Source organism: Sphingomonas sp. Leaf208 (assembly GCF_001421415.1).
Taxonomy (GTDB): domain Bacteria; phylum Pseudomonadota; class Alphaproteobacteria; order Sphingomonadales; family Sphingomonadaceae; genus Sphingomonas.
Genome location: NZ_LMKH01000011.1, coordinates 1 through 23,828 on the forward strand (window position 1 = coordinate 1; position 23,828 = coordinate 23,828).

At 62.4% G+C, this 23,828-nt stretch carries 14 protein-coding genes; 6 read left to right on the plus strand and 8 right to left on the minus strand.

The features are described 5' to 3' along the window. Window positions 1-249: 249 nt before the first annotated feature. The 5 genes from ASE69_RS06115 to ASE69_RS06135 all read right to left on the minus strand — a co-directional run bounded on the left by ASE69_RS06115 (window position 250) and on the right by ASE69_RS06135 (window position 12,327). A complete protein-coding gene (locus tag ASE69_RS06115; RefSeq protein ID WP_235518216.1) occupies window positions 250-909 on the minus strand; it encodes a family 43 glycosylhydrolase in 660 nt (219 codons plus the stop codon). 493 nt (window positions 910-1,402) lie between these two features. Beyond that, on the minus strand, window positions 1,403-4,651 hold the full coding sequence (locus tag ASE69_RS06120) for a glycoside hydrolase family 2 TIM barrel-domain containing protein (protein WP_235518217.1): 3,249 nt from the start codon (window positions 4,649-4,651) through the stop codon (window positions 1,403-1,405). A gap of 398 nt (window positions 4,652-5,049) precedes the next feature. Then, complete coding sequence (locus ASE69_RS06125) at window positions 5,050-7,416, minus strand: glycosyl hydrolase family 95 catalytic domain-containing protein (RefSeq protein ID WP_235518220.1); 2,367 nt, start codon at window positions 7,414-7,416, stop codon at window positions 5,050-5,052. 35 nt (window positions 7,417-7,451) lie between these two features. Then, entirely contained in the window at window positions 7,452-10,103 is a 2,652-nt protein-coding gene (locus tag ASE69_RS06130; RefSeq protein WP_200924132.1) for a glycoside hydrolase family 3 C-terminal domain-containing protein, read from the minus strand. Window positions 10,104-10,173: 70 nt separating this feature from the next. Continuing rightward, complete coding sequence (locus ASE69_RS06135) at window positions 10,174-12,327, minus strand: glycoside hydrolase family 97 protein (protein ID WP_235518222.1); 2,154 nt, start codon at window positions 12,325-12,327, stop codon at window positions 10,174-10,176. 32 nt (window positions 12,328-12,359) lie between these two features. On the opposite strand from ASE69_RS06135, the gene ASE69_RS06140 reads away from it, so the two are divergent. After that, the gene (locus ASE69_RS06140; RefSeq protein ID WP_056484400.1) at window positions 12,360-13,142 is read left to right on the plus strand and encodes an IclR family transcriptional regulator; all 783 of its coding nucleotides are present in this window, start codon (window positions 12,360-12,362) and stop codon (window positions 13,140-13,142) included. Here ASE69_RS06140 and fucP read toward each other — a convergent pair. The 3 genes from fucP to ASE69_RS06155 are packed head-to-tail and all read right to left on the minus strand — an operon-like array spanning window position 13,130 to window position 16,509. Then, the gene (gene fucP / locus ASE69_RS06145) at window positions 13,130-14,428 is read right to left on the minus strand and encodes an L-fucose:H+ symporter permease (RefSeq protein ID WP_235518224.1); all 1,299 of its coding nucleotides are present in this window, start codon (window positions 14,426-14,428) and stop codon (window positions 13,130-13,132) included. The genes ASE69_RS06140 and fucP overlap by 13 nt on opposite strands. A 43-nt stretch (window positions 14,429-14,471) precedes the next feature. Next, window positions 14,472-15,485, minus strand: a complete 1,014-nt coding sequence (locus ASE69_RS06150; RefSeq protein WP_056484405.1) for an aldo/keto reductase — start codon at window positions 15,483-15,485, stop codon at window positions 14,472-14,474. Between the two features lie 13 nt (window positions 15,486-15,498). After that, complete coding sequence (locus ASE69_RS06155; RefSeq protein WP_056484407.1) at window positions 15,499-16,509, minus strand: zinc-binding alcohol dehydrogenase family protein; 1,011 nt, start codon at window positions 16,507-16,509, stop codon at window positions 15,499-15,501. Window positions 16,510-16,588: 79 nt separating this feature from the next. Between ASE69_RS06155 and ASE69_RS06160 the strand changes: the two genes are divergently transcribed. From ASE69_RS06160 to ASE69_RS06180, 5 genes are all read left to right on the plus strand, one after another. Further along, window positions 16,589-17,440 (plus strand): amidohydrolase family protein, encoded by an 852-nt coding sequence (locus ASE69_RS06160; RefSeq protein ID WP_056484408.1) that lies wholly within the window; start codon window positions 16,589-16,591, stop codon window positions 17,438-17,440. Continuing rightward, window positions 17,437-18,555 (plus strand): D-mannonate oxidoreductase, encoded by a 1,119-nt coding sequence (locus tag ASE69_RS06165; protein WP_056484412.1) that lies wholly within the window; start codon window positions 17,437-17,439, stop codon window positions 18,553-18,555. The genes ASE69_RS06160 and ASE69_RS06165 overlap by 4 nt, the downstream gene beginning before the upstream one ends. Further along, a complete protein-coding gene (locus ASE69_RS06170) occupies window positions 18,552-20,048 on the plus strand; it encodes a UxaA family hydrolase (RefSeq protein ID WP_056484415.1) in 1,497 nt (498 codons plus the stop codon). The genes ASE69_RS06165 and ASE69_RS06170 overlap by 4 nt, the downstream gene beginning before the upstream one ends. A 526-nt stretch (window positions 20,049-20,574) precedes the next feature. Beyond that, window positions 20,575-23,526, plus strand: coding sequence for a TonB-dependent receptor domain-containing protein (locus tag ASE69_RS06175; protein ID WP_235518227.1), 2,952 nt, complete (start codon window positions 20,575-20,577; stop codon window positions 23,524-23,526). Window positions 23,527-23,594: 68 nt separating this feature from the next. Next, window positions 23,595-23,798 carry a hypothetical protein gene (locus tag ASE69_RS06180; protein ID WP_156362204.1) on the plus strand — a complete coding sequence of 68 codons (204 nt, stop codon included), beginning with the start codon at window positions 23,595-23,597 and terminating at the stop codon, window positions 23,796-23,798. The last annotated feature ends 30 nt before the right edge of the window (window positions 23,799-23,828 follow it).

Here is a 23,828-nt window from a genome sequence, read left to right on the forward strand (position 1 = left end):
GGGAGGCGTGAAAGGGGCCGGCTGCTGACCGGGCGGTGGTGGCGAGACGACATACCCCCACGCTGCAACCCACGTGCGATCCGAGGCGGCCCGAGCAGCCGTAGGGCGCGGTGGCGCGCTTGCGGCCGGTACCGACATCGCAGCCATGGCACAAAGCAAGGTCAAACCAAATCGCGTCATCTTAGACTAACCCCATTCGCTTAATTAACAGAGGATCGGCAGCGTGCAGCCAGCAAACTCCGCGACACTTCACCGCTTACGCTTGAGTTGCGGGCCAGACACTCCTGCTTCGGTCTGAGCGACCGGTTTCATCGTGCCATCCGGATTATAATAGAGACGTTCTACGGTAACTGCGCGACGTCCAAGCGCGCCCTTCTGAGCGCCGATCGTCAGCGCAGCGTAGGACACGTGTTCGTCCCCGGGTTTGGCCCCCAGCTTTGCCGCTGGGTCCATGGAGGCATAGGTGAGGTAGTAGAGATTACCGCGTCGGTGCAGCCACGGGCCTTCTACGTAGAAGGGCGGGGTAATCTCCCGGATCGGTCCGTCGAGCTCGATCATGTTCGGCTTAAGTTTGGCGATGTAGCATTCGCGATTGCCCCACGCGATCCAGGTCGTGCCGTCGGTGTCGGTGAGCACGGTGGGATCGATGTCTTCCCAGCTGTGCTGGCCCTTGGGCGTCATCTCGTTCGTGATCAGCGCCGAGCCGCGCGCGTCCTTGAAGGGGCCGGTCGGCGTGTCCGACACCGCAACACCGATGGCTTTGCCGGGGTGGGTGTCGTCATGCTCGGCGGGTACGTACAGATAAAATTTCCCGTTCTTGGCGATGGCCTGCGGCGCCCACGCGTCCTTTTTTGTCCATTTAAGGTCACTGATCTTCAGGATCGAAGGATGAGGGCTCCAATGTTTCACGAGCATCTCCCCATCTTAATTGTAGGAGTACTCCCGCTACCAGCGCCGTCAATGCTCCCGGCAGGGGCGGCAGTTTCTACCGCTCCGACAAGGCTCCTCCACCTCCACGCGTGCAGCAAGTTCTCGTCAGAGAAGAGGCGAGGCATGGGTCACAGGCCCCTATCGTCGGACCCGAACCATAGACTATATCGAGCGGCTCCACAAACCTGAACAAGTGTCGAATTTTCGGAATTTGCGGTGGTGCCGTGAATGTCGGGATGTTGGCCATCTACTGGTAAACAACGACATATTGTTTAACGATAACTATGAGCATAAGCATAAGGTAGTTGTTCGTCGCCTTAAGCTTGGGGTCGTGTTGACGAGTTTGTCCGGTTCGCCATAATTTACCTACCGGCAATAGGATTGCCTCATGAAAACGTTGGATAAGCCAGTGATCGTTTGTCGAGCGGTGCCGACCGCACCAAGTATTGATCACCCGGCGGTAAGCTGCGGATCAGAATTCAATTGGCGAAGCCGTCGCGCTTGCAGGCATCGCTCCTTGTGTCGCAGATGCCGTTTGGTCATTCGACATCGTAAAGACATAGCGAAGCGGGCTTAGTGGAATACGGTAGCGCTCAAGTGGACGACCGTGTGGGCTCCAACTGTCCGTACCGCCAAGGCCGCTCTGAACCGCGTCTATCATTACACTGACGTGACCATGCGGCACAATGTCGCTACTACGACGAGTGCCCGGCGGCCGACGCGATAGGTCTTCGTACGGGAACGTAAGCACATTGGCCGATAGCGGTTGGCCACCCTTCACCCTCAACGTCGTCAAATTTGTGCCTCGTATGGCCAGCCAACGCACGGCGACCTTATTCCCCGTTTCCTGCGGTCGCATGTAATCGTGATTCTGCGCAGCGATAGCACCCGCCCAACGTCCTAGCGCGGCACCCGTCTGTCGGTCCTGGTAGCTTTCGTGTGGTCCCTTTCCGTACCACTCCAGGTTGGAGTATTCGCTAGGCATAACGAACGCCATTCCAACCCGAAAAGGGGCGGGCAGCGATGTGTCCGCCGGCGTAAATTGCGCATCTACCGCGACCGCCCCGTCGCCATGCATCACGTATCGGCTTTCAAAGGTTGCGGCGCCATTGCCAACGGCAAAGCGAACGCGAACTGCGATGTCGCTACGCGTCGAGCGTTCGACGGCGACGCTCTGGACCGTCCTCGACGCTGACGCCGTCTTCCATAAGTCGTGCGTGCGGGCGATCTGAGTCCCGATGTCGTTATCAGTAAGCGCACGGTAGAAGTTCGGCGATCCACCTGTGATGATGGATCGCCCATCCTTGCGATAATCGACCAATCCAGTGATGCGGTCGATTTGCAATTCGGACCCCCCGCCGGACAGGGTGACGCGATTGGCCGTTTCGTGAACGACTGCCGAACCACTGGAGGCAGCGGTCACACCGCGTGCGGCATCGTTAGGCAGCACGAACTGGTCCCAAGCAATCAGGTGGCCCGCAGGCACCAAGGCAGATGCGCCCCCGCGCGCTCGCGCCGTAAGTGTCAGGACATATTCATGGTCTGGTTGGCGGATGGCCGGCAGCGAGACCGACAGCTTTCCTTGTCCGCGTGCCGCCACGTCAATCGTAGGCATTTCGCCGCGCGCGACCTCGATCCCCTCATCCAGCAATATCCAGCCAAGGTCGAATTCTGATAGATTGCTGAAGTCATTGTGGTTGATCGCGGTGAAGCGCCCCTTCGCCACGTCGTCAGCGCGGAACGCAATCGGCTGGTACACCTTGCGCATCTCGAACAGATGGGGGTTCGGCGTGCGGTCGGGCTGGATCAGCCCATCACCGAACTCAATCTCGCCGCCGGGATTGGGACCGTAGAGATCTCCCGTCCCCCAATACGGCTCGCCATTCTCGTCGCGCGCGTTCATCGACTGATCGACCCAGTCCCAGATGAAGCCCCCTTGCAGCTTGGGGTTGGCGTAAATCGCGTCCCAGTAGTCGGCGAGATTGCCGCCGCTATTACCCTGCATGTGGGAATATTCGCACTGGATCAGCGGCTGAGCGAAACGCCCATCATGCGCGTACGCGATCGTCTGATCGACGGTGTAATACATGGGCGCGAAGATATCGCCGTATGGATTGGGTTTGAGCTCCGGCAACGTACCCAAGCCGAGATAGCTGACCAGCCGCGTGGGATCCAGGCGTCGCGCTTCTGCCGCTCCCCTTTCGAACGCTGGCCCAACGCCAGCTTCGTTACCCAGCGACCAAAAGATGATCGACGGGTGGTTCTTGTCGCGCTCGACCATGTTGGCGACGCGCGAGACGTGTGCCGCTTCCCATGCCGGATCATAGCCTAGATGGTAGAGTTTGCGCTCCTTCTCGCCTTTCCAGCCCATTTCCATGTAGGCGTGCGATTCAATATTCGCCTCGTCCATGACATAGAGGCCGTATTCGTCAGCCAGATCATACCAGCGCGGATCATTGGGATAGTGGGACGATCGCACGGCGTTCACGTTGTTTTGCTTCATCAGCTCGATATCGCGACGCATCGACTCCATCGAGATGACATGGAAAGTATCGGGATCATGTTCGTGGCGATTAACTCCGCGGATATAGAGCGGCCGGCCATTGACCTGCAGTTGGCCACCCCGGATCGCAACGTCGCGAAATCCCACGCGCTGTCTGGTCGCCTGAATGACGGCTCCCTTCGCGTCGGTAAGTTCGAGCAAAAGCGTGTAGAGATTGGGCGTTTCCGCCGACCAACTGCGTACATTCGTCAGGCGATCGGTCAGGCGAACGTTTTGCTCGGCCCTGCCGGCGCTCACGCGCGCCGTTCGGCGTGACAACGTACGGTCGCCGTCGAACAGCGTCGCGCGAACGGTCATCGCCGCACTGCCGGGGAGTACCTTGGCGATGACGTCCAGCGTGCCATTGCGCCAATTGTCGGTCAGTCCAGCGCGCACGGTGAAGTCCCGTATGCGCGTCCGAGGCGCGGCCATCAGGAAGACTTCGCGCTCGATGCCCGAGACGCGCCAGAAATCCTGATCCTCCAGATAAGAACCATCGGACCAGCGATAAACGCGCATCGATATGCTGTTTTTGCCCGGACGCAGGTGAGGCGTGATGTTGAACTCGGATGGCAGCTTGCTATCCTCGCTATATCCAACCTGCTGCCCGTTGACCCAAACGTAGTACGCTGATCCAGCCGCACCGATGTGGAGGATCACGTCCTGACCGGACCAACTCGCCGGCACATCGACGTCGCGTCGATAGGAGCCGACCGGGTTGCGGTCGTGCGGAATCAGTGGCCGGTTTGCGGGGAACGGATAGGTGACGTTGTTGTAGCGCGCTTGGTCGTAACCTTCCGCTTGCCAGTCGGCTGGCACGCGGATTTGCCGCCACGCAGAAATGTCGAAATCATCTCGGTAGAAGTCGGCGGGAGCGCCATCGACATTGGGAGAGAAGAAGAAGCGCCATTTACCGTTCAGCGAGAGAAAGCGGCGCGATGCAGATCGGTCATCGGCAAGTGCAAGCTCGCGGCTCTCGAACGGGAAGGCCGTAGCCCGGGCTGGCTCCTTTCCGCGGGCAAATATGGCGGGGTTTTCCCAGTCAGGACGACTGGAATCGATTTGGGGCGATATAGGCGGAACTGGTCGGTTCTGCGCTGATGCGATCGATCCCAAGACGAAAAACCCGGATGACATGCTGACGAGCCATGCGAAACCGATTACCGGACCAAGCTTCATATCGCGTCGCATCCCCGTTCCCAGGCCCCGTGTGGGCTTGGCAGATGCTATGCCCCATCCGAACGAAAGTGAGAACGGTTTTTCACAGGCAAAAACCTCAAGCGTTCCGGGATGGTAGGCGTCGGGTCGCGATAATCAGTACGCAGATAAGATTAGGGGCACTGCAATACCACCGGCTGATGACAAACCGAACGGATCGGGCCGACTTCAGCGTAGCAATGCTATCAATGAGCCGTTGGTTCTTGGGCGTCGCCTGTACGTTCGAAGCGTACGTATGCGGGCATAGAACATCGACACCAAAGTAACGCGCGATGGCTCCCGGCTTTTTTGTTTGGCCACCGGGCAGGCATCGCAGGATATGAGCAGTGAGGATATACGTGGAGCGCGATACTGAACCTCTAAATCGCCTCAAATTCATTCGCATTCAGGTTTCTAGGCTTGCCAGCACGGAGCCGAATTTGAATTGCGCGTTCGCCCAGTCTTACCGTCCTCGTACCAGCCTCTGCTGAAACAAGCGTTGCGGTGACCAATCGGCCGTCCTTCCAGTGCAGGTCGATCGCAGTGGAGCCTCGCGTGCGCAATCCGGTGATACTGCCGCTCGGCCAAGAAGAGGGGAGGGCGGGCAGCAGGAAGATATCCTCTCCACGACTCTGCACAAGCATCTCCGCTATCGCGGCCGTTCCACCGAAGTTGCCGTCGATCTGAAACGGTGGATGTGCATCGAACATGTTCGGGTAGGTGCGCTCCGGACCGAGCAGGAACTTCAGGATGCCGTGGGCCCGGTCGCCCTCTTGCAACCGTGCCCAGAGATTGATCCGCCAAGCCGTAGCCCACCCGGTGGCCTTGTCGCCGCGGATCTCAAGCGACCGACGTGCCGCGGCGGCCAACCGCGGGGTGTCCTCCAGGTTGATCTGGTGGCTTGGATAGAGGGCATAGAGTTGCGACACGTGCCGATGCTGAGGCTCGGGCGCGTCCGCATCCCAGTCCGACTGCCACTCCTGCAACTGCCCGCCCGTGCCGATCTTGTCAGGCGCGAGCCGGGCTCGCAGGTTTTTGATCTGCGTCACAAATCCACGATCGACGCCCAGGATGCCCGCCGCCGCAGCGGTCTGGTCAAACAGGTCACGCAGAATCTGCATGTCCATCGCGGGTCCCGCACAGATTGACACGCCTTTGTGGTGCTCGTTCTCTGGCGAGATGGACGGATTGGTGACCATGTGCCCGGTCGTCGGATCGCGCTGTAGGACATCGACGAAGAACTCGGCGGCGCCGCGCAACAACGGGTAGATCGACGCAAGATAGGTCTTGTCCCGTCCATAGTCCCAACGGTCCCACAAATGCGTGCAGAGCCAAGCGCCGCCTGTCGGCCACAAGCCCCAGGATGCGCCGTCGATGGGCGCGGTGGCGCGCCAGAGGTCGGTGTTATGGTGCGCGACCCAGCCGCGGGCACCGTACATGTCCCGTGCGGTTCTCGCGCCGCTTGCAGCGAGCTCCCGGACCATGGCGATGAGTGGAGCGGTGCATTCGGCCAGGCCGGTCGGCTCGGCCGGCCAGTAGTTCATCTCCGTGTTGATGTTGATCGTGTACTTGGAGCCCCAAGGCGGCCGCACGCGATCGTTCCAGATGCCCTGGAGATTGGACGGCTGCGATCCTGCTCTCGACGAGGCGATCAGCAGGTATCGGCCGTAATTGAAATACAATGCCGCCAGTGCGGGATCATCGCTTGTTTCGCTCAGGCGAATTCGCACGTCGGTAGGTCGGTCGGCAGCGGGCGTCCGGCCGAGATTGATGCGTACGGTCCCGTAGAGTCGCCAGTGCTCGGCAGCGGCAGTAGCGGCGATACGATCGAACCCGATGGCCGCAGCCACTTCGATCTGCCTACGAGTGATTGCTGCGGGATCACCCCCGACGTCGTTGAAGCCGCGGTAGCTCGTCGCCATCGCGATCAGGATGGTCACCGTCCGGGCGCCACGCACGCCGATCTCGCCAGCCCGGCTCTCCACCGTCCCGCCCTCGTGGAGCACGCGAGCCCGCGCTTCGAACCGGAGTGCGCCGGCGATCCCTTCGCTGGCGGAATTCCTGCCCGACAGGATCAACGTGTCGTCGGCGATCGTCAGCGTTCCGGACTGCGGCGAGCGGAGACCGATGTCGCAGTCGAGGGAGCCGGCCTTGCTAGCGACGAGGCGGACGGCGATGACTTGATGCACCGGGCAGGCGAAAACCGACCGTTCGTGGCGAACGGTTCCAGCGGCGAAGCCTGTCGTCGCGACTGCCGTATCGAGATCCAGGGCGCGTTCGTAGTCACGGATGGAGTCTGCAGTGATCGTTGGCAGGCTGATGAAGAGGTCGCCGAGGGTCTGATAGGACATCTGGCTAAGCGGCTTGGCCATCAGCTTGGCGTTGGCCAACGCCTGTGCCTCCTGAAGACGTCCGGCGAAGACTAGTCGCCGTACCTCTGGCAAGGCCGCCAGTGCGTCAGGGTTGACCGGATCGTACGGACCTCCCGACCACAAGGTATCTTCGTTGAGCTGAAGTCGCTCATGATCGACGCCGCCGAACACCATGGCCCCGATGCGGCCATTGCCGATCGGCAGCGCCTCGACCCAGCGTTCTGCCGGTTGACGGTACCACAACCGCGTGTCGGGAGACTCGGACGATAGCTCGGCCAGACCCGCGTGCGGCAATCCTAGTGCGGCCGCCGTGCCGACGGACCGCTTTAATACGCTCCGACGGCTGAGTTTGCTGGCGTCGTTGATGTCCTGCACTCCCTACTTGCGGCGCCCGTCGAGTGAGCCGACGGTCACTTGGGCAGATCTATTGTCTTGCGGACAGCATACGCCGCGTATGATCCAGGAATGCCTGCCGCGGGCTGCCCAGATCCGACGGTCAGTCGATACTCTCCGGGGATCAGTCGGCGCTCGCCTTCGGCCGTGACGAAGCTTAGATCGCGCGGCGACAAGGCGATGGTGATCCGCTTCGTCTCGTGCGGGTTCAACGACACCCGTTCGAATCCGCGTAGCGCCTGGCGCGGAGCACCCTCGAAGCCCGGTGGCGTGATATAGGCTTGCGCCACCTCGTCGCCGGCGCGGTCGCCTGTGTTCGTGACGTCGACCGTGGCGGTCAAACCGTTCTCGATACCGCCCGACGCCGGATCGATCGACAGCTTGCCATAGCGGAAGCTCGTGTAGCTCAGGCCATGGCCGAACGGATAGACGGGTGTCCCCTTGAAGTAACGGTAGGTACGGCCGGCCATGCTGTAGTCGGTGAACGGGGGCAGGTCGGCGACGCTTTTGTAGAAGGTCAGCGGCAGGCGGCCGGCAGGGTTGACCTTGCCGGTCAGCACGTTGGCGACAGCGAGACCGCCCGACTGCCCGGGATACCAGGCCTCGACGATCGCGGCGGCATTGTCCTTTGCCCAGGACAGGTCGATCGCGCTGCCGTTCATCGCCACCACGACCAGCGGCTTGCCCAGGGCCCTAGCCCGTTCCAGCAGCGCGCGCTGGTCCGCAGGGATATCCAGCGTCGTCTTGTCGCCGCCCGAAAAGCCTTCGATCTTGATCGGCATTTCCTCGCCCTCCAGATCGGAGGTGAGACCGACCACGGCGACTACGACGTCCGCGTTTGCCGTGCCGGCTTTCAAGTCGCGATCGAGATCGTCGGTGATCCTCTTCCAGAAGATCTGGGCGGGCGGCGCAATATCGCTCTCCCCCTGCAAGTCGATCGCTACCCGATCGCCCTTCCTTAGCTGCGCGTCGACCAACTGTAGCGGCTCGGCCCAGCGGGAGTAGCGTTTTGCCTCGACCAGCGGCTTGCCGGCAAGCGACAGCGTGCCCTTCACGCCGGTCAAGGCGAGACGATAGAGTCCGGTCTCAGGGACGACGAGCGAGCCGGAGAACAGGACCCTGTACTTGCTCGCGACCTGACGGAACTCCGACGCGCGCGAGACGATGCTGGGCTCCACGCTGGTCAAGACCGGCTTGACTGCGAAGCGCCGCTCCGCCCCGGGCGAGAGTGCATTCTCGTCGGGAGCATTGTAATATTCGGTGCGGATGCCCGGGCGACCGTCGGGGGTGACCAGCACCGAGCCCGGTACGGGATCGCCATCGGTGACAGAGGCGGTGAACGGCACGACCGTCACGTCCGCGCCGGGCATCGCTTGCCTCAAACCGTCGGCGACCGAGATCGGGGGAGCGCTCCGCGTCGAGGAGTAATTGCCGCGCAGCACGCGGGTGGCGTCGGACAGCGGCCCGATCAGCGCTACCCTGGTGCCCGGACGGAACGGCAGCGCGCCGTCGTTCTTGAGCAGCACGAGGCTCTTCTCCGCCGCGGTCAGCGCCAACGTGCGGCTTTCCGGCGTGTCGATCGCACTGACCGATGTCGCGTTGGGCTTGCGCGCGGACAGACCGGGAAGGTCGCCGTTGCGGTAGCGAGCCGAGAAAAGGCGGACGAGCGCCGTGTCGATGTCCTCCGTGCGGATGTAGCCGCGTCGCAGTGACTCCGTATAGCGATCGCCCAGATCCATGCGGCCGCCCAGCGTGGCGTTGTTGCACTCGTTGTCGACGCCGTGCGTCAGCGCCACTGCGACGCCGGTCGCAGCGTCAGGCGCGTATTTGTGATGCTCGTAGATGTCGACCACCGAGTCGCAGTCCGACACGACATAGCCCTTGAAGCCCCACGCGCCGCGGAGATAGTCGCGCAGCAATAGCTGGCTACCGCATGCCGACTGACCATAGACGCGGTTGTACGCGCACATGATCGAACCCGCCTTTGCATCGACGATCGCCGCGCGGAACGCCGGGAGGTAGGTGTCCTCCAGGTCATGGTCAGTCGGGTAGATGTTGTCCACGTGGCGGCTCTGCTCCGGGCCGCTGTGCACCGCGAAATGCTTCGGTGTCGCCACGACGTTCGGTAGATCGGGATTGTCGCCCTGGATGCCGTTCACGAACGCCACGCCGATCCGCGCGGTCAGGAACGGGTCCTCGCCATAGGTCTCCTGTCCGCGGCCCCAGCGCGGATCGCGTAAGATGTTGATGTTGGGCGACCACGTGTCGAGCCCGGTACCGATGCGCCCCAGGCGCCCCGTCCGTCGGCCGAGCGTATGCAGTCCCTGCACCTCCGTACTGATCACTTCAGCCACGCGGCGGACGAGGGGCGCGTCGAACGTGGCTGCCAGGCCGATCGGCTCGGGAAAGTTCGTCGTCGGCACGCCGCCCATCGCGCCATGCAGTGATTCCGTCCACCAATTGTAGGCGGGAATGTTCAGACGGGGGACGGCCGGCGCGGTGTTCAACAACTGCGCCACCTTCTCGTCCGTCGTCAGCTTGCCGACGATCTCGCGCGCCTTTGCATCGGCTTCCGCCCGCGCGCCGGCTTGCGCGTTCGCCGGTGCCGCGCCGATGGCAGCAGCGAGAGCCAGCGACGAACCGGTGGCTGTGATTAGCGATTTCAGCATGGGTAACCTTTCCATTTCGCTTTCGCGCAGCACGTATCCGTCAGCGTTCCGGCGATTCTATTCGCGGGTGTCATTCGGAGTTCAGGATCGCCACCGCACCCCCGGAGGGCGCTAAGTTAAGTGAGAGCGACCGTCTTCCTCCGATGCGCGTGGAGAGGGTCTGCAGGCTGTTCATGGTGTCGCCATCTTGCCAGACCCGCGCCTGCCAGTTGCGATTGTCTTTTTCCAGGAACGAGAGCGGGACAGTAATTTTGCGACCGGTCTCGTTCGTCATCGCGCCGACGTACCAGGTTCCGCCCTTGCGCCGGGCCACCACGATGTACTGGCCGATCTCCCCGGTCAGAAATCGCGTCTCGTCCCAGCTTGCTGGCACATCGCGCAGGAAGTCCGCGCCTTCCTTCAGCGTGCCGTCGGCCGCGACGTAGCTGTCCGGGCTATCCGAAAGCATCACGACCGGGCTGTCGTAGACGACGTACATCGCTAACCCATGGCCGCGCGTCGTCATCACATACGGACGCAGCGAACGGACCTGCGTCGCGAACTCGGCCGGCGGCAACGCGCGGAACCCGCCCGGCGTGTAATCCATCGGTCCCAGTAGTCCGCGCGTGAAAGGCAGCGTCACATTGTGGCTGGCGGTGATCCGCGTCCCGAACTTGTTGTATTCGGCACCGAGCACACCTTCCTGCGTGACGAAGTTCGGCCAGGTACGCGCCAGTCCGTCGGGCGGATAGGCACCGTGCAGATCGACCATGAGGTGATGCTCGGCCGCCTTCTTGAGCAAGCGGTGATAGAACGCGACCATCTCCTGATCGTTGCGGTCCATGAAATCGACCTTGATCCCCTTGATGCCCCATGAGGCGTAAAGCGGGATGGCGGCGTCGAGCTGTCGTTCAAGCTGCTTCCACTGCAGCCACACCCACACGCCGACGCCGCGCTCGGCGCCATATTTGACGACGCCGGGGATATCGACTTCGGGTTTGGGCACGGTGACGTCGGCCGGAGCCGGTCCTTCCGAGCTCCCCCTGTACCAGCCTTCGTCGATCAGGGTGTATTCCAGCCCCAGCCTCTGCGCGAAGTCGATGTACTTCTTGAACGTCGTGGTGTTGACGCCCGCATTGGGCACGTCGACGGCCCAGCCGTTCCACCAGTCCCACGCGGACTTGCCCGGCTTGATCCAGCTCGTGTCAGCGATGCGGGACGGCTCCGCCAGGAGTTGAATCAGATTGGACGGTATAAGATCGCCCGCCGTATCGCCAAGCATGACCACCCGCCATGCGGTGATCAGCGGCCCTTCCAGCAATGAGGCGTGAACGGCGGTCTTGAATCCGGTACCGTCCTGCGCATTGTCCGGCCTGGTCGTCAGGCTGATGTTGACTCCGAGCCCGCCGTCGCCGCGGCCGCGCAGGTAGGCTCCAGCATAGTCGCGCTTGTCTGACTCCGCGATCGCGAAGGTCGTGCCCTTGCCCGTCGCGCACAGGAGGGGAGCGTCGTACAGGTGGAAGGTGCGCATCTTCGACGCCTGCACCGAATCGAACTCGAACTCATGACTGTTGACGTAGGTGCCGGCGTTGGCACCCCAGCAGCCATAGTCCGCCGGAAAGTAGAAACCTGTAGTTTCCCAATAGACGTCGAGTGACTTGAACCGGTCCTGGGCGGGCACGACGAAGCGGAACGCAACGCCCTCCGAATAGGAACGGACAATTAGGTCGAAGCGGACGCCGTCACGCTTGCGAAGCAGGTGAAGCGTAAGCTGGTTGTAGCTGTCGGGTACCTGAGATGCCTTGCCCACTACGGGGCGGTATACTTCGCTGACTGACGTTCGATCGGTACCCGTTACCTCCACTCCATCGCTGCCGAGCGCACCCTGATCAGTGAACAGGCCGACTGGGGAGGGCGCGAGCACGGCCTTGCCGTCTCGCGTTACCGTGAAGCGCAGCTTCCCGCCGTCCGCTGTCACCTCGATGCGGTTGCGCCGGTCCGGAGAGATCGCATCGGTCGGCGTCTGGGCGGCCGCGACGCCGAGCAACGACGAAGGAGCGAAACCCGCCAGCACCATGCCGATCCTCAGCCGATTCCGTTCGACCATCCGCATGCCATCCCTTTCACATTCTATTTGCGCCAGACTAGCCAACCTCTCGTACCGAGGCCATCCCTTTTTCGCAGGTGAGTACCAGTTCTCATTAACAAAAACGAACTGGCTTTGCGCTGCGGTGTGATCCGCCATAGTGTGAAGCGAACGAAGGTCGGGGTAGGTCGGTGGAACGCAAAGACGTCAAAGGCACTTATGCCGCTCCTGCGCTGGAGAAGGCTTTCGAGGTCATCGAGCATCTGGCCGAATACCCGCAGGGCATGCTGCTCAGCGAAATGGCGGCCCGGCTCGGGCGTACCGTCGGTGAGCTGTTCCGCATTGTTATTGTGATGGAGCGCCTCGGCTACCTGCGTAAATCGGCGACGACCGATCGTTATACCGTCGCCTACAAGCTGCTCGACGTGGCGATGCGCGCTACGCCAGCCCAGCATCTGGTCCGCGCTGCGACGCCGGTGATGCAGGGGCTGGCGCTCGCAGCCGGGCAGTCGTGCCATCTGGTGGTCGCGAACGGCGGCCATGGCCTCGTCGTTGCCTGTGAGCAGCAGCCGGGAACGCGCGGGTTCTCGCTGCGCGTCGGGGCCCGGATCGACATGATCGTCAGCTGTTCGGGGCAGGTGATTCTCGCATTTTCCGGCGAGCAGCGCGCGCATCAGATTGTCGCCGCCGTCGAGCAGGAGCGGACGGCACCGGTGGACCAGCGGGCGCTAACCCACAGCTTGGCGGTCATTCGCGAGCAAGGGTATGACAGCCGCAGGAGCCCGATCACCTACGGCGTCACCGACATCAGCTTTCCGGTGCACGGCTTCGATGGCAACGTGGTCGCGGCGCTGACAATTCCATTCCTGGAATTAATCGACGGATCGCAGAAGGTCGGGCTTGATGCGGCACGGGGGCTGCTGCGCGAGGCGGTCGCCGCGATTTCCGACGCGCTCGGCTATCAAGCCGGGTGAGTCAATTCCGGCTTGATCCGCCGGGCATAGATCGCGATCGCGGCGAAGCAGACAAGCGGTAGCAGCATCGCGATCGGCACTCCGCCCGCCCGTACCGCGACCATGCCCATCAGCGGGGGAAAGATCGCCCCGCCGATGATCGCCATGATGATGAAGGATGAGCCGAGCGGCTTGGCCGGCCCTGTCCCTTCGATCCCGAGTGCAAAGATCGTCGGGAACATGATCGACATGAAGAAGCTGGAGACCATCAGCGCGCCGACCGCGATCCACCCGCCCGCAAACGCTGCAACCGCGCACAGAATGACATTGGCGAGCGCATAGGCGCCGAGCAGCCGCGCCGGCCGCACCCGCGCCATTATTGCCGTGCCGCTGAACCGGCCGATCATGAACAGCACCAGGCTGGCCGACAGGAGGAATGCCGCGTTCCGCTCCGTCACCGACGGCGTCACGTCCTTCACGAAATCGATGAAGTAGCTCCAGATGCCGACTTGGGCACCGACGTAGAAGAACTGCGCGATCACAGCGCCAACTAGCGGTCGGTGACGGGAGAGGCGGCGGAACTGGTCGGCCAGGCTCGCGCCGTCGTGCGGCTGGGCGGCGGGGAGGCGGGTCACCGCCACCGCGCCAGCGACGAGCAACGCCGCCAACGCGAGGAGGGTATAGGGAAGCTGCACCGTGCTCGCTTCGCTCGCGCGATAGGCGGCGAGCGCGGCTGGGCTCATCGCCTCTACGGTCGCGGAGGAATGTTCGACGCCCGTGAAGATCAGCAACGCGCCGATCACTGGCGCCAGGCACGCGCCCAGACCGTTGAACGCCTGCGCCAGGTTCAGCCGCTGCACCGCCGTTCCGGGGTCGCCGAAGGAACTGGCATATGCGTTTGCCGTCGTCTCCAGGCACGCCGCCCCCGCCGCGATCATGAACAACGCGAACAGGAACGCGCCGTAGCTGAGCATCAGGGAGGCGGGAAAGAACAGCAGCGCGCCGCCTGCATACAGCAACAGTCCCGTAAGGATTCCCGCCTTGTATCCAAAGCGCCGCATCAGCAGGCCAGCCGGCAGCGCGACAACGAAATAGCCGATGTAGAATACGAACTGAATGAAACCGGCTTGCGCGCGATCGAGACCCAGCGACTTCTGGAACTGGCGGATCAAGATGTCGTTGAAGTTATTCGCCAGCGCCCAAAGGAAGAACAGGCTGATGATCAGCACGAAGCCGAACCGGTAGGTTGGCGTGATGAAGGAACCTGCCGCTTCGGCGGGTTCCATCGGGCCCGTATCTCCCATCATCGCCGTCCTGCTCCCTGCACGGTTATCGTTGTTGCGCTCATGCTCAGGCGGTCGGTGTCGGACAGTCACCGCTTACCAGACCCTCAGCGCGCAGTGCCTGCCAGAAAGCGGCGGGGATCGGCAGGCGGATGAGATCGGCCGTCTGCTTGATCCGGTCGGGACTGCCGGTGCCGAGCACCACCGTCGCAACCGCAGGATGGGCGGCGGCGAACTGCAGTGCCGCCGCCGGTAGCGGCACGCCGAACTGCTCACAGCACCGCTCGATCGCGGCGACCCGGCCGATCACCTCCTCGGGAGCGATGCCGTAGTCATAGTGCGGCGGTTCTCCCCGCGTGCCAGTAGCAAGGATTCCAGAGTTGTAGACTCCTGCGCCTACCACGCCAATTCCTCGCGCGCCGCACTGCGCGAGGAAACGCTCCGCCTCCTGCTCGAGCAGGGTGTAGCGACCTGCGATCATCAGCAGGTCGAGATCGGCGTGCGCGAGGCTCGCCTCGCAGACCGCGATTTCGTTCACGCCCAGCCCGATCGCAGAGACGACACCCGCGTCGCGCAGCTCCGTCATCGCGCGGAAGCCGCCGTCCACTGCCTCCGCGAAGGTGCGGTCGTGGTCTGCGCCGTGAGTCAGGCGGCCGAGATCGTGCATCAGGAGCACGTCGATCCGCGCCAGCCCCAGCCGGTGCAGGCTTGCCTCGACCGAGCGCATGACGCCGTCGTAGCTATAATCGTACACGGGATCGAACGGCATCGGCGAGTGGAAGCCGAACCGCTCGTCGGCAGCACCTCCGGGTACCAGAAGCCTTCCGACCTTGGTCGACAGTAGGAACGCATCGCGAGGCCGCTCGCGCAGCGCATCGCCTAGTCGTCGCTCGCTAAGCCCAAAGCCATAAAAAGGTGCGGTGTCGAAATAGCGCACACCTTGATCCCAGGCACCGTTCACCGTGGCGCGCGCTTGAGCGTCATCGATTTGGCGGTAAAGGTTGCCGAGCGTGGATGCGCCAAATCCGAACGGACCGCTCGCCGCTAGGCGTTGGAGAAAGGCTGTGCGGGATGTCTTCATGGGTTTGGGGCCTTCAGAAGCTGGCGATTGCCTTCACCACATGGTCCGCCTCGGCGATCAAGCCGGGCAGGCGCTGTGGCAGGTCATCGGCGAGAAGGCTGTGGGTGTGCAGCGCCGCCGTCGGGATCTCGCCGGCGAGGATCGCCTCGCGGACGCGTTCGAAATCCGAGGCGTGTGCGTTGCGGCTGGCGAGCAGGGTGGTCTCCCGCTTGTGCAGTTCCGGATCGGAGAAGACCAGGTCGCCCGGAGCGACCCCGACCAGCACCAGCTTGCCGCCGTGCGCGACATAACCGAGGCTCTGCGCCATTGCACTCAGGGAACCTGTGGCGTCGAACACCGTGTCGAACATTTCGCCTCCGGTACGCTCCGCCAGCGACCCGTCTAGGTCGGCCGTCGCATCCGCCGTGTCGTCGAACCCCAGCCGCTCGCGCGCATAGGCAAGCCGCGGCAGGCGGGTGTCGGTGAGGGTTACTTCCGCACCGTTGGAACGCGCGAACAGCCCGCAGGCAATGCCGATCGGCCCCGCGCCCACCACCAGCACGCGCTCCCCCGCCGCCACCGCCGCGCGTGCGACCGCGTGCGCACCGATCGCCAGGAACTCGATCATCGCCGCCTGATCGAGCGTCAACCCGGTTGCGTCGAGTAACGCGCTCTCGGGGACAGCGAGCAGCTCGGCCATACCGCCGTCGGTGTGGACGCCCAGCACCCGGATGTTGACGCAGGCATTGGGCTTGTCCTTCCGGCACGCGATGCAGGTCCCGCAGGTCAAATACGGGTTGATCGCGACCTGCTGGCCGACATGGAAGGGCGACATGTCGGAGACATGCTCCACCTCGCCGGAGAGTTCGTGTCCCATGACGCGTGGATAAGCCAGAAAGGGATGCCGTCCGGCATATATATGATAATCTGTGCCGCACAGCCCGACGCGGCGGACACGGACGATCACCTCCCCCGGCGCCGCCTGGGGCGCGGGTCGCTCCTCTATCGTCAGGTTATACGGCTCTTGGCAGACGACCGCTTTCATTGCGCTTCTTTCCGTTCAGACTGGCCCCCGTACTAGACGACCATTCTCATATGTGCAACTTGGCTATCATACTTGAGAAATGAGAACGGCCTCGCGAATGCGAATCGACGCGCACCACCATCTCTGGCGATACGATCCCAGCGTGTTCGGCTGGATCGCGTCCGGCTCTGCAATCGCGCGGGACTTCGCAACGGAAGATTTGAGATCGGCATTAGACGATGCCGCGCTTGATGCGGCGATCGCGGTGCAGGCGCGGCAATCGCCAGAGGAAACCCGCTTCCTGCTCAACGCCGCGCGGCAAGAGCCAGCCATCATTGGAGTCGTCGGCTGGATCGACCTGCGCGCGCCCAATATTACAGCGCTACTGGACGAGCACACCGATCCACTGGTCGTCGGCTATCGCCACGTGGTGCAGGACGAGGACGAATCCGACTTCCTTCTTGCCGGCACGTTTATTAATGGTGTCCGCGCGGTAGTGGAGCAGGGGTTAACGTACGACCTCCTCGTGAACCACGGGCAGCTTGAAACTGTGCCGCAGTTCCTCGACAGGGTGGGCGAAGGCCGCTTCGTGCTCGATCATGCCGCCAAGCCCGACATCGCTGGGCAGGGATGGCAGCCTTGGGCGGACCGTATCTCCGCCGTCGGCGAGCGGCGGGACGTGTGGTGCAAAGTGTCGGGGCTGGTGACCGAGGCCGATCACACCGCGTGGACGCCGGATGACGTCGAGCGCTACCTTGATCATGTGCTGGCGGTGTTCGGTCCCGAGCGGCTGATCTGGGGGTCGGACTGGCCGGTATGCCTGCTCGCCGCCTCTTATGACCGCGTGGTTGATCTGGTCGCCGACTGGGTCGCGCGATGCTGCCCGGACGCGGAGGCGGCGATCTTCGGCGGTAATGCGCTACGCGCCTATGCGATCGGGCGCGCGCGATGATCCTCCAGTTTGGCACCAGCCGTTTTCTTCAGGCGCATGTCGATCTATTCGCGTCCGAGGCTCGCGATGCGGGCCAGACGGTCGCCGACATCGTGATCGTGCAGGTGAGCGACGACCCGGTACGTGCGCACCGGCTGGTGGCGTTCGACGACACTGCGGGTTTTCCCGTCGTGATCCGGGGGCTGGAGGGCGGAGAGCCGGTCCAGCGCACCGTGCAGGTGCGCAGCGTCGTCCGCGGTCTAGCGGTTGCGCGCGACTGGCCGGAGCTCTGTGCGCTGTTCGTCGGGGAGGTAACCCATGTCGTGTCGAACACCGGCGATCATGGTTATACGGTTCCGCCAGAGGATCGCATCATGCTTGCCGGCGATCAGTCGCCGCGCAGTTTTCCCGCAATCTTGCTTGCGCTGCTCAATCGCCGCTGGCAGTTCGGCGGGGCGGGGGTGACGATCCTGCCTTGCGAGCTGGTTGTCGGCAACGGCCAGACTCTGCGAGCGACAGTGCTCGATCTCGCGGAGCAGTTGCGCCTGCAGCCCGCGTTCGTCGAATGGCTCGGCGCCGCCTGTCTGTGGGTGGACACGCTGGTCGACCGGATCGTCAGCGAACCGATCCATCCCGCCGGTGCGGTTGCCGAACCCTATGCTCTGTGGGCGATCCAAGATCAGCCAGGGTTGGTCTTGCCCTTCACCCATCAGGCCATCATCGTCACCGATGATCTGCCACGCTTCGAACGGTTGAAGCTTCATATCCTCAACCTTGGTCACAGCTGGCTGGCCGAACGCTGGCACCGCGCCGGCGCGATGCCGGACGCGACAGTGCGGCAGGCGATGACGGATGAGGACACGCTTGCTGACCTGCGCCGTCTCTATAACGACGAAGTCGTGCCTGGCTTCGCCGCCGGGGGCCTTGGCGACGAGGCGGCGACCTATGTCGGCAATACGATAGACCGGTTCGCCAACCCGTTCATCGAACACCGCTTGGCCGACATCCACGCTAGCCATGCGGCCAAGATTGCCAAACGCGTCGGCGGTTTCGTCGACTGGGTCGACGCAAGCGGGGGCGAGGTTCCGATGCCGGAACTGCGCGCGCTTGCACAACGCTATGAGGTGAAGAAATGACAGTGCGCGCGCTACGCTTATCAGACCGTGACGACGTCGCGGTGCTTATCGATGCTGCATCGCCGGGCGATCCCGTTCTGGGAATCACCGCGCGCGACGCCATGCCCGGCGGACACAAGATGGCGCTCCATCCGCTTGCTGCGGGCCAGGTAGTTCGAAAATACGGCTACCCAATCGGCATCACCACTCGCGACGTCCTGGCGGGCGAGCATGTCCATGTGCACAATCTGGCGCTACCCGAACGCAAGCTTGCCGAAGCCGTCGCCGGGACAGCGCACGCGCCCGCCACCGTTCGGCCAGGGGCAACGTTCGAAGGGTATCTGCGCGCCGACGGCGGAATCGGTACGCGCAATGCCATCGGAATCATCGCCAGCGTCAACTGTTCCGCCACCGTGGTTCGTCGGATCGCGCGCGGGTTCGAGGACTGCCTGCCGACGGGTATCGATGCTGTGGCGCCGTTCACGCATTCAAGCGGGTGCGGCATGTCACGCTCGGGCGACGGGTTCGACACCTTGGAGCGCACCCTCGCTGGCTACGCCCGCCACCCGAACTTCGGCGGCGTGCTGCTGGTCGGTCTTGGCTGTGAGGTGGCGCAGATCGACGACATGCTGGCGCGTCACAATCTGTCGCCCGGAGTGCGCCTACGGACGCTGACCATCCAGGAGGCGGGCGGTACGGCGGAAGCGATCGCCCGCGGTAGTGCGATCGTAGCCGAGTTGATCGAGGAGGCGTCGGCCGATCGCCGTACGACCCGCCCGGCGGCCGATCTGGTACTCGGGCTGCAGTGCGGTGGGTCCGACGGCTGGTCCGGCGTGACCGCGAACCCGGCATTGGGCGCGGCGACGGACCTGTTGGTGGCGGAGGGCGGCACCGCCATCCTATCCGAAACACCAGAGATCTACGGGGCGGAACATCTACTGCTCGCGCGCGCCGCGTCTTCCGAGGTCGCGGCGCAACTCTTGGCGCGGATCGCGTGGTGGGAGGATTACGCTACACGCCACGGTGCCAGCCTCGACAACAATCCGTCGCCAGGCAACAAGGCAGGTGGGCTCACGACCATCTACGAGAAGTCTCTCGGCGCTATTGCAAAGGCTGGGACGGCACCGCTCGCAGATGTGCTGCTCTATGCAGAGCAACACAAGCGGCGCGGGCTCGTGTTCATGGACTCTCCAGGATATGACCCCTGCTCGGCCACTGGTCAGATTGCCACGGGCGCAAATTTACTCGCCTTCACGACCGGACGAGGTTCGGTATTTGGAGCGCAACCCACGCCCTGCCTCAAGCTCGCGTCCAATCCCGTACTCGCACAGTCGATGGCAAACGACATTGACGTAGACTGCTCGCTGATACTGGATGGGGCAACGCCGAACGAAATTGGTCAAGTTGTTTATCGAAAAATGCTCGAGACGGCATCTGGTAAGCAGACCAAGTCCGAAGGACTTGGTGTCGGTGACTTCGAATTTGTGCCATGGCAGCTAGGCGCTTGGATGTAAGTGCCGGTACAATCAAAGTGAGCACAGATTGCCTTATAGTATCCAGGTTAAAGCTTGCACGTCACCAGTGTGTCAACAGGATAGCGAAGGATGTCATGACGAGGGAGGTGTCTTTCGCGTATGACATGTCGCTGACCTCTGTCACATCAGTGAAGAAACTTGATTTTTTCAATATAAACACTGTGTTTACCAAAATGCATACAGTGTTATATCGTTGACTGCTTACGGTGCTCTGTCGCGTATGCTTCGCACAAGAACGATCATGCCCTCGATCCGCCATCCTCAAAAAGCAACGCATTTTACTAGAAGAATTGCAGTTGCATAAATGAAAACAACAGGGCACGTTAGCGTCGCGTTGTACCAAGATATGGCAAGGAAAGGTTGCGCGATCGAGCGCAGCCCTTTCCGCAGCTGAGAAGAAGATAACGTTACCAGGAATAAGCTGGGCGGTTGGGAGAGGATCAGAATGGCAATCGAGTTTAGAACGTTGCGTAGGCACCGGCTGCAAATCGGGGCGACGAGCCTCATGGCAATTGCTGCCTGCCTGCATGCTGTGCCAGCCTTCGCACAAGCGCAGGACGTGCCCGCCGCGTCATCGCCCGTCGCACCCGAGGGCACTATCACCACGGCTGCTCCTCAACAGATAGCGCCTGCTGCGCCGGATCCCGCGACCGGTGAACCAGCGTCGACGGACATCGTCGTTACCGGATCGCGCATTACGACCGGTGGTTTCACCGCGCCGACGCCGACAACCGTGATCGATGCCAATGCCATTGCCGCCAATGCACAACCAAACGTCTTCACGACCATCGCTCAGTTGCCGTCGTTGCAGGGATCGACCGGCACGAGCACTGGTACGTTCAGCACATCGAGCGGCGCCCAGGGGCTTAGTTCCTTCTCGCTGCGCGGCGTTGGTGCGATCCGTACCCTAACCTTAATCGATGGCCAGCGCGTCGTCGGTGCCAACGTCACCGGCGTACCCGACGTAAGCCTGTTCCCGCAGATACTCATCAAGCGCGTCGATGTCGTCAACGGCGGTGCCTCGGCTTCCTACGGGTCCGACGCGGTTGGCGGGGTCGTGAACTTCATTACCGATACCCGGTTCAAGGGTCTGAAGGGCAACGTTCAGGGCGGCATCACTACGTACGGTGACAACGAACAGGTCCTTCTCCAGCTTGCTGGCGGAACGAGTCTACTCAACGATCGCCTCCATATCGTCGGGAGCACCGAATACGCGCATGAAGACGGTATCAAGGGAGGAGGTTTGGGCACCGACCTTGCAAGCGGGCGGGACTGGTTCCGGCAGACTACCTTGATCAATCGAAACGTCTTCAATGACGGATCACCCCAATACCTCGTTCGGGACTACTCCCAGCAATACAGCTATACGAAATTCGGGCTGATCACCGCTGGCCCGCTGCAGGGCACGGCCTTTGATCAGTCTGGCAACCCGTTTCAGTTTCAGTATGGCTCAAATGGCGTACCATCACGTAACGCATCAGGTTCCGTAATTGGCTGTTTCCCCGGAAGTTGTCTTGGAGGCGACCTATCGGGAAATGTCGATGTGGGGCGTTCGCTTCAGTCACGGTTGCAGCGGGTAGCCAATTATGGTCGCATCGGTTTCGACTGGGCGCCCGACAACGAGGTCTACATCACTGCCAACATTGGTCAGGTGAAAACCAACAACCAGCCGATCGGAGGTATGAACCGGCCGAACCTGACGATCCAGTGCGCCAATCCGTTCGTACCTGCGTCGGTTCAGGCTGCCTGCACCACCGCGGGGATCACAAGCTTCGTATACGGTACGAGCAACGCCGCCTTGGGGAACACCCAGGTCTATACCGATCGCCGTCAGTATCGTTTCGTCGCCGGTGCCAAGGGCCGCCAATCCGTCGCCGGGTCCGACTGGACCTACGACATGTACTTCGAACACGGCACCAACTATTCGAACATCGACGTAAACAACGTCATGCTGTCGAACCGTTTCAACCAGGCGATCAATGCGACCACGGTGAACGGAGCGATAGTCTGTGCCAATCCTGTCGCGCGTGCGAACGGGTGTCAGCCTCTCAACATCTTCGGTGGCAATCCGTCGCAGGGGGCGCTCGGCTACATCATGCCCGACAACGGCCCGTACCAGCGGACCCGCCAGACCCAGGACGTGATCAGCGTCAACTTCTCGGGTTCTCCGTTCAGTCTGTGGGCGGGGCCCGTCTCGTTCGCGTTCGGGAGCGAGTTCCGGCATGAATTCTATACCGTGCGGGCGGATCCATACGGTGCAGGTACTAGTGCTACGCCAAACACGCCCGATTACCCCGCCGATCCTACGCTACTGCCCGGGGGCAACAACTGGTACGCGGGCAACTACAAGAACGGCAGCGGCGCCTACAGCGTTAAAGAGGCGTTCGTCGAAACCAACGTGCCAATCCTAAATTCGGAAGGGACCGGACGCGCGGCGGTAAACGGCGCAATTCGAGTAACCGACTACAGCACGTCGGGCACCGTTTGGGCCTGGAAGATTGGCGGCACCTGGGACTTGCCGATCGACGGGTTGCGTTTGCGTGGTGTGACCTCTCGCGATGTTCGGGCACCGAACTTATCGGAGCTGTTCGCTGCACCGACGACTACGACGCTACCCGGATTCTTCGATCCGTTCCGCAACGTCAACGTACTTGCGATCCAGAATACGATCGGCAACGCCGCCCTTACGCCCGAGATCGCGCGCAACACGACCGCTGGCATCGCCTTTTCCGGCTCCTCCTGGCTTCCCGGTCTCAGCCTCTCGGTCGATTATTACCACATCAAGATCAAGGACGTGATCTCGAGCCTCGGCACCGGGGACATCGTCAACCTCTGTTTCCAGAATATCCTTCCCGAAACCTGCAGCGCGTTCAACCTCAACAACTCCGCCGGGCCCAACTTCATCAACGTTCAGGCGTTCAACCTCGCCTCGATCGACACCAACGGGCTGGATATCGAGGCAAGCTATCGCTGGCGGCGTCCGCTCGGTCTGCCGGGCAGCTTCACGCTGCGCGCGCTTGCGACCAACATCCGCAAGTTCGCGACCGATACGGGCCTGCCCGGAACGATTCCGATCGACAGCGCCGGCGTCAATTCCGGAAACACGCCCGACTGGAAATGGCTGGCGACGCAGACCTATGCCAATGACGACTTCTCGCTGTTGCTGCAGGAGCGCTGGTTCAGCGACGGGGTGTTCGGTAGCCAATATGTGGAATGCTCGCCCGGCGCTTGCCCCGTATCGACGAACAACCGACCGACGATCGACAATAACTTCATGCCGGGCGCCTTCTACATGGACGTCGGTGGCACGTACAACGTCACCAAGCAGGTCACCGGCTATTTCAAAGTCGACAACGTGTTCAACAAGGAGCCGCCGGCGTTCCCGAATTTCGTCAATCCGGCACTGTATGACATCGCCGGTCGGACTTTCCGGGTCGGCCTCCGTTTCAGCATGTGATGCAGGGTCGCGCCGTTAGCGTGGCAGTGAAACGGCGCGGGAAGGACTTGGTAGTGGAGAGCAGGAACATGCAGCGGTTTGCAAAAGCACTCGCATTGGCCGCGGCGACGCTGCCTGCGGTCACGCGCGCGCGGGTGCCCGATATCATCCTCTACGGCGTCGACGATCACGACGAGTACACCCCGGTCGACCGCCAGGTGAGGCGTGGCGAGCCGATCCACCTTGCTGCGTGGGACGTGGCCATCATCGAGAAAGATGGGCGACCCAATTGATGGCCGCGCCGTGCGGAAACACAGCGAAAG

Excerpts from the sequence above, each read along its gene's own strand:
- ASE69_RS06165 (WP_056484412.1), top strand. The coding sequence starts at position 17,437 with ATGATCCTCCAGTTTGGCACCAGCCGTTTTCTTCAGGCGCATGTCGAT.
- ASE69_RS06160 (WP_056484408.1), top strand. The coding sequence starts at position 16,589 with ATGAGAACGGCCTCGCGAATGCGAATCGACGCGCACCACCATCTCTGG.
- ASE69_RS06175 (WP_235518227.1), top strand. The coding sequence starts at position 20,575 with ATGGCAATTGCTGCCTGCCTGCATGCTGTGCCAGCCTTCGCACAAGCG.
- ASE69_RS06135 (WP_235518222.1), bottom strand. The coding sequence starts at position 12,327 with ATGGCGGATCACACCGCAGCGCAAAGCCAGTTCGTTTTTGTTAATGAG.
- ASE69_RS06155 (WP_056484407.1), bottom strand. The coding sequence starts at position 16,509 with ATGAAAGCGGTCGTCTGCCAAGAGCCGTATAACCTGACGATAGAGGAG.
- ASE69_RS06130 (WP_200924132.1), bottom strand. The coding sequence starts at position 10,103 with ATGCTGAAATCGCTAATCACAGCCACCGGTTCGTCGCTGGCTCTCGCT.
- fucP (WP_235518224.1), bottom strand. The coding sequence starts at position 14,428 with ATGATGGGAGATACGGGCCCGATGGAACCCGCCGAAGCGGCAGGTTCC.
- ASE69_RS06150 (WP_056484405.1), bottom strand. The coding sequence starts at position 15,485 with ATGAAGACATCCCGCACAGCCTTTCTCCAACGCCTAGCGGCGAGCGGT.
- ASE69_RS06120 (WP_235518217.1), bottom strand. The coding sequence starts at position 4,651 with ATGAAGCTTGGTCCGGTAATCGGTTTCGCATGGCTCGTCAGCATGTCA.
- ASE69_RS06180 (WP_156362204.1), top strand. The coding sequence starts at position 23,595 with ATGCAGCGGTTTGCAAAAGCACTCGCATTGGCCGCGGCGACGCTGCCT.
- ASE69_RS06170 (WP_056484415.1), top strand. The coding sequence starts at position 18,552 with ATGACAGTGCGCGCGCTACGCTTATCAGACCGTGACGACGTCGCGGTG.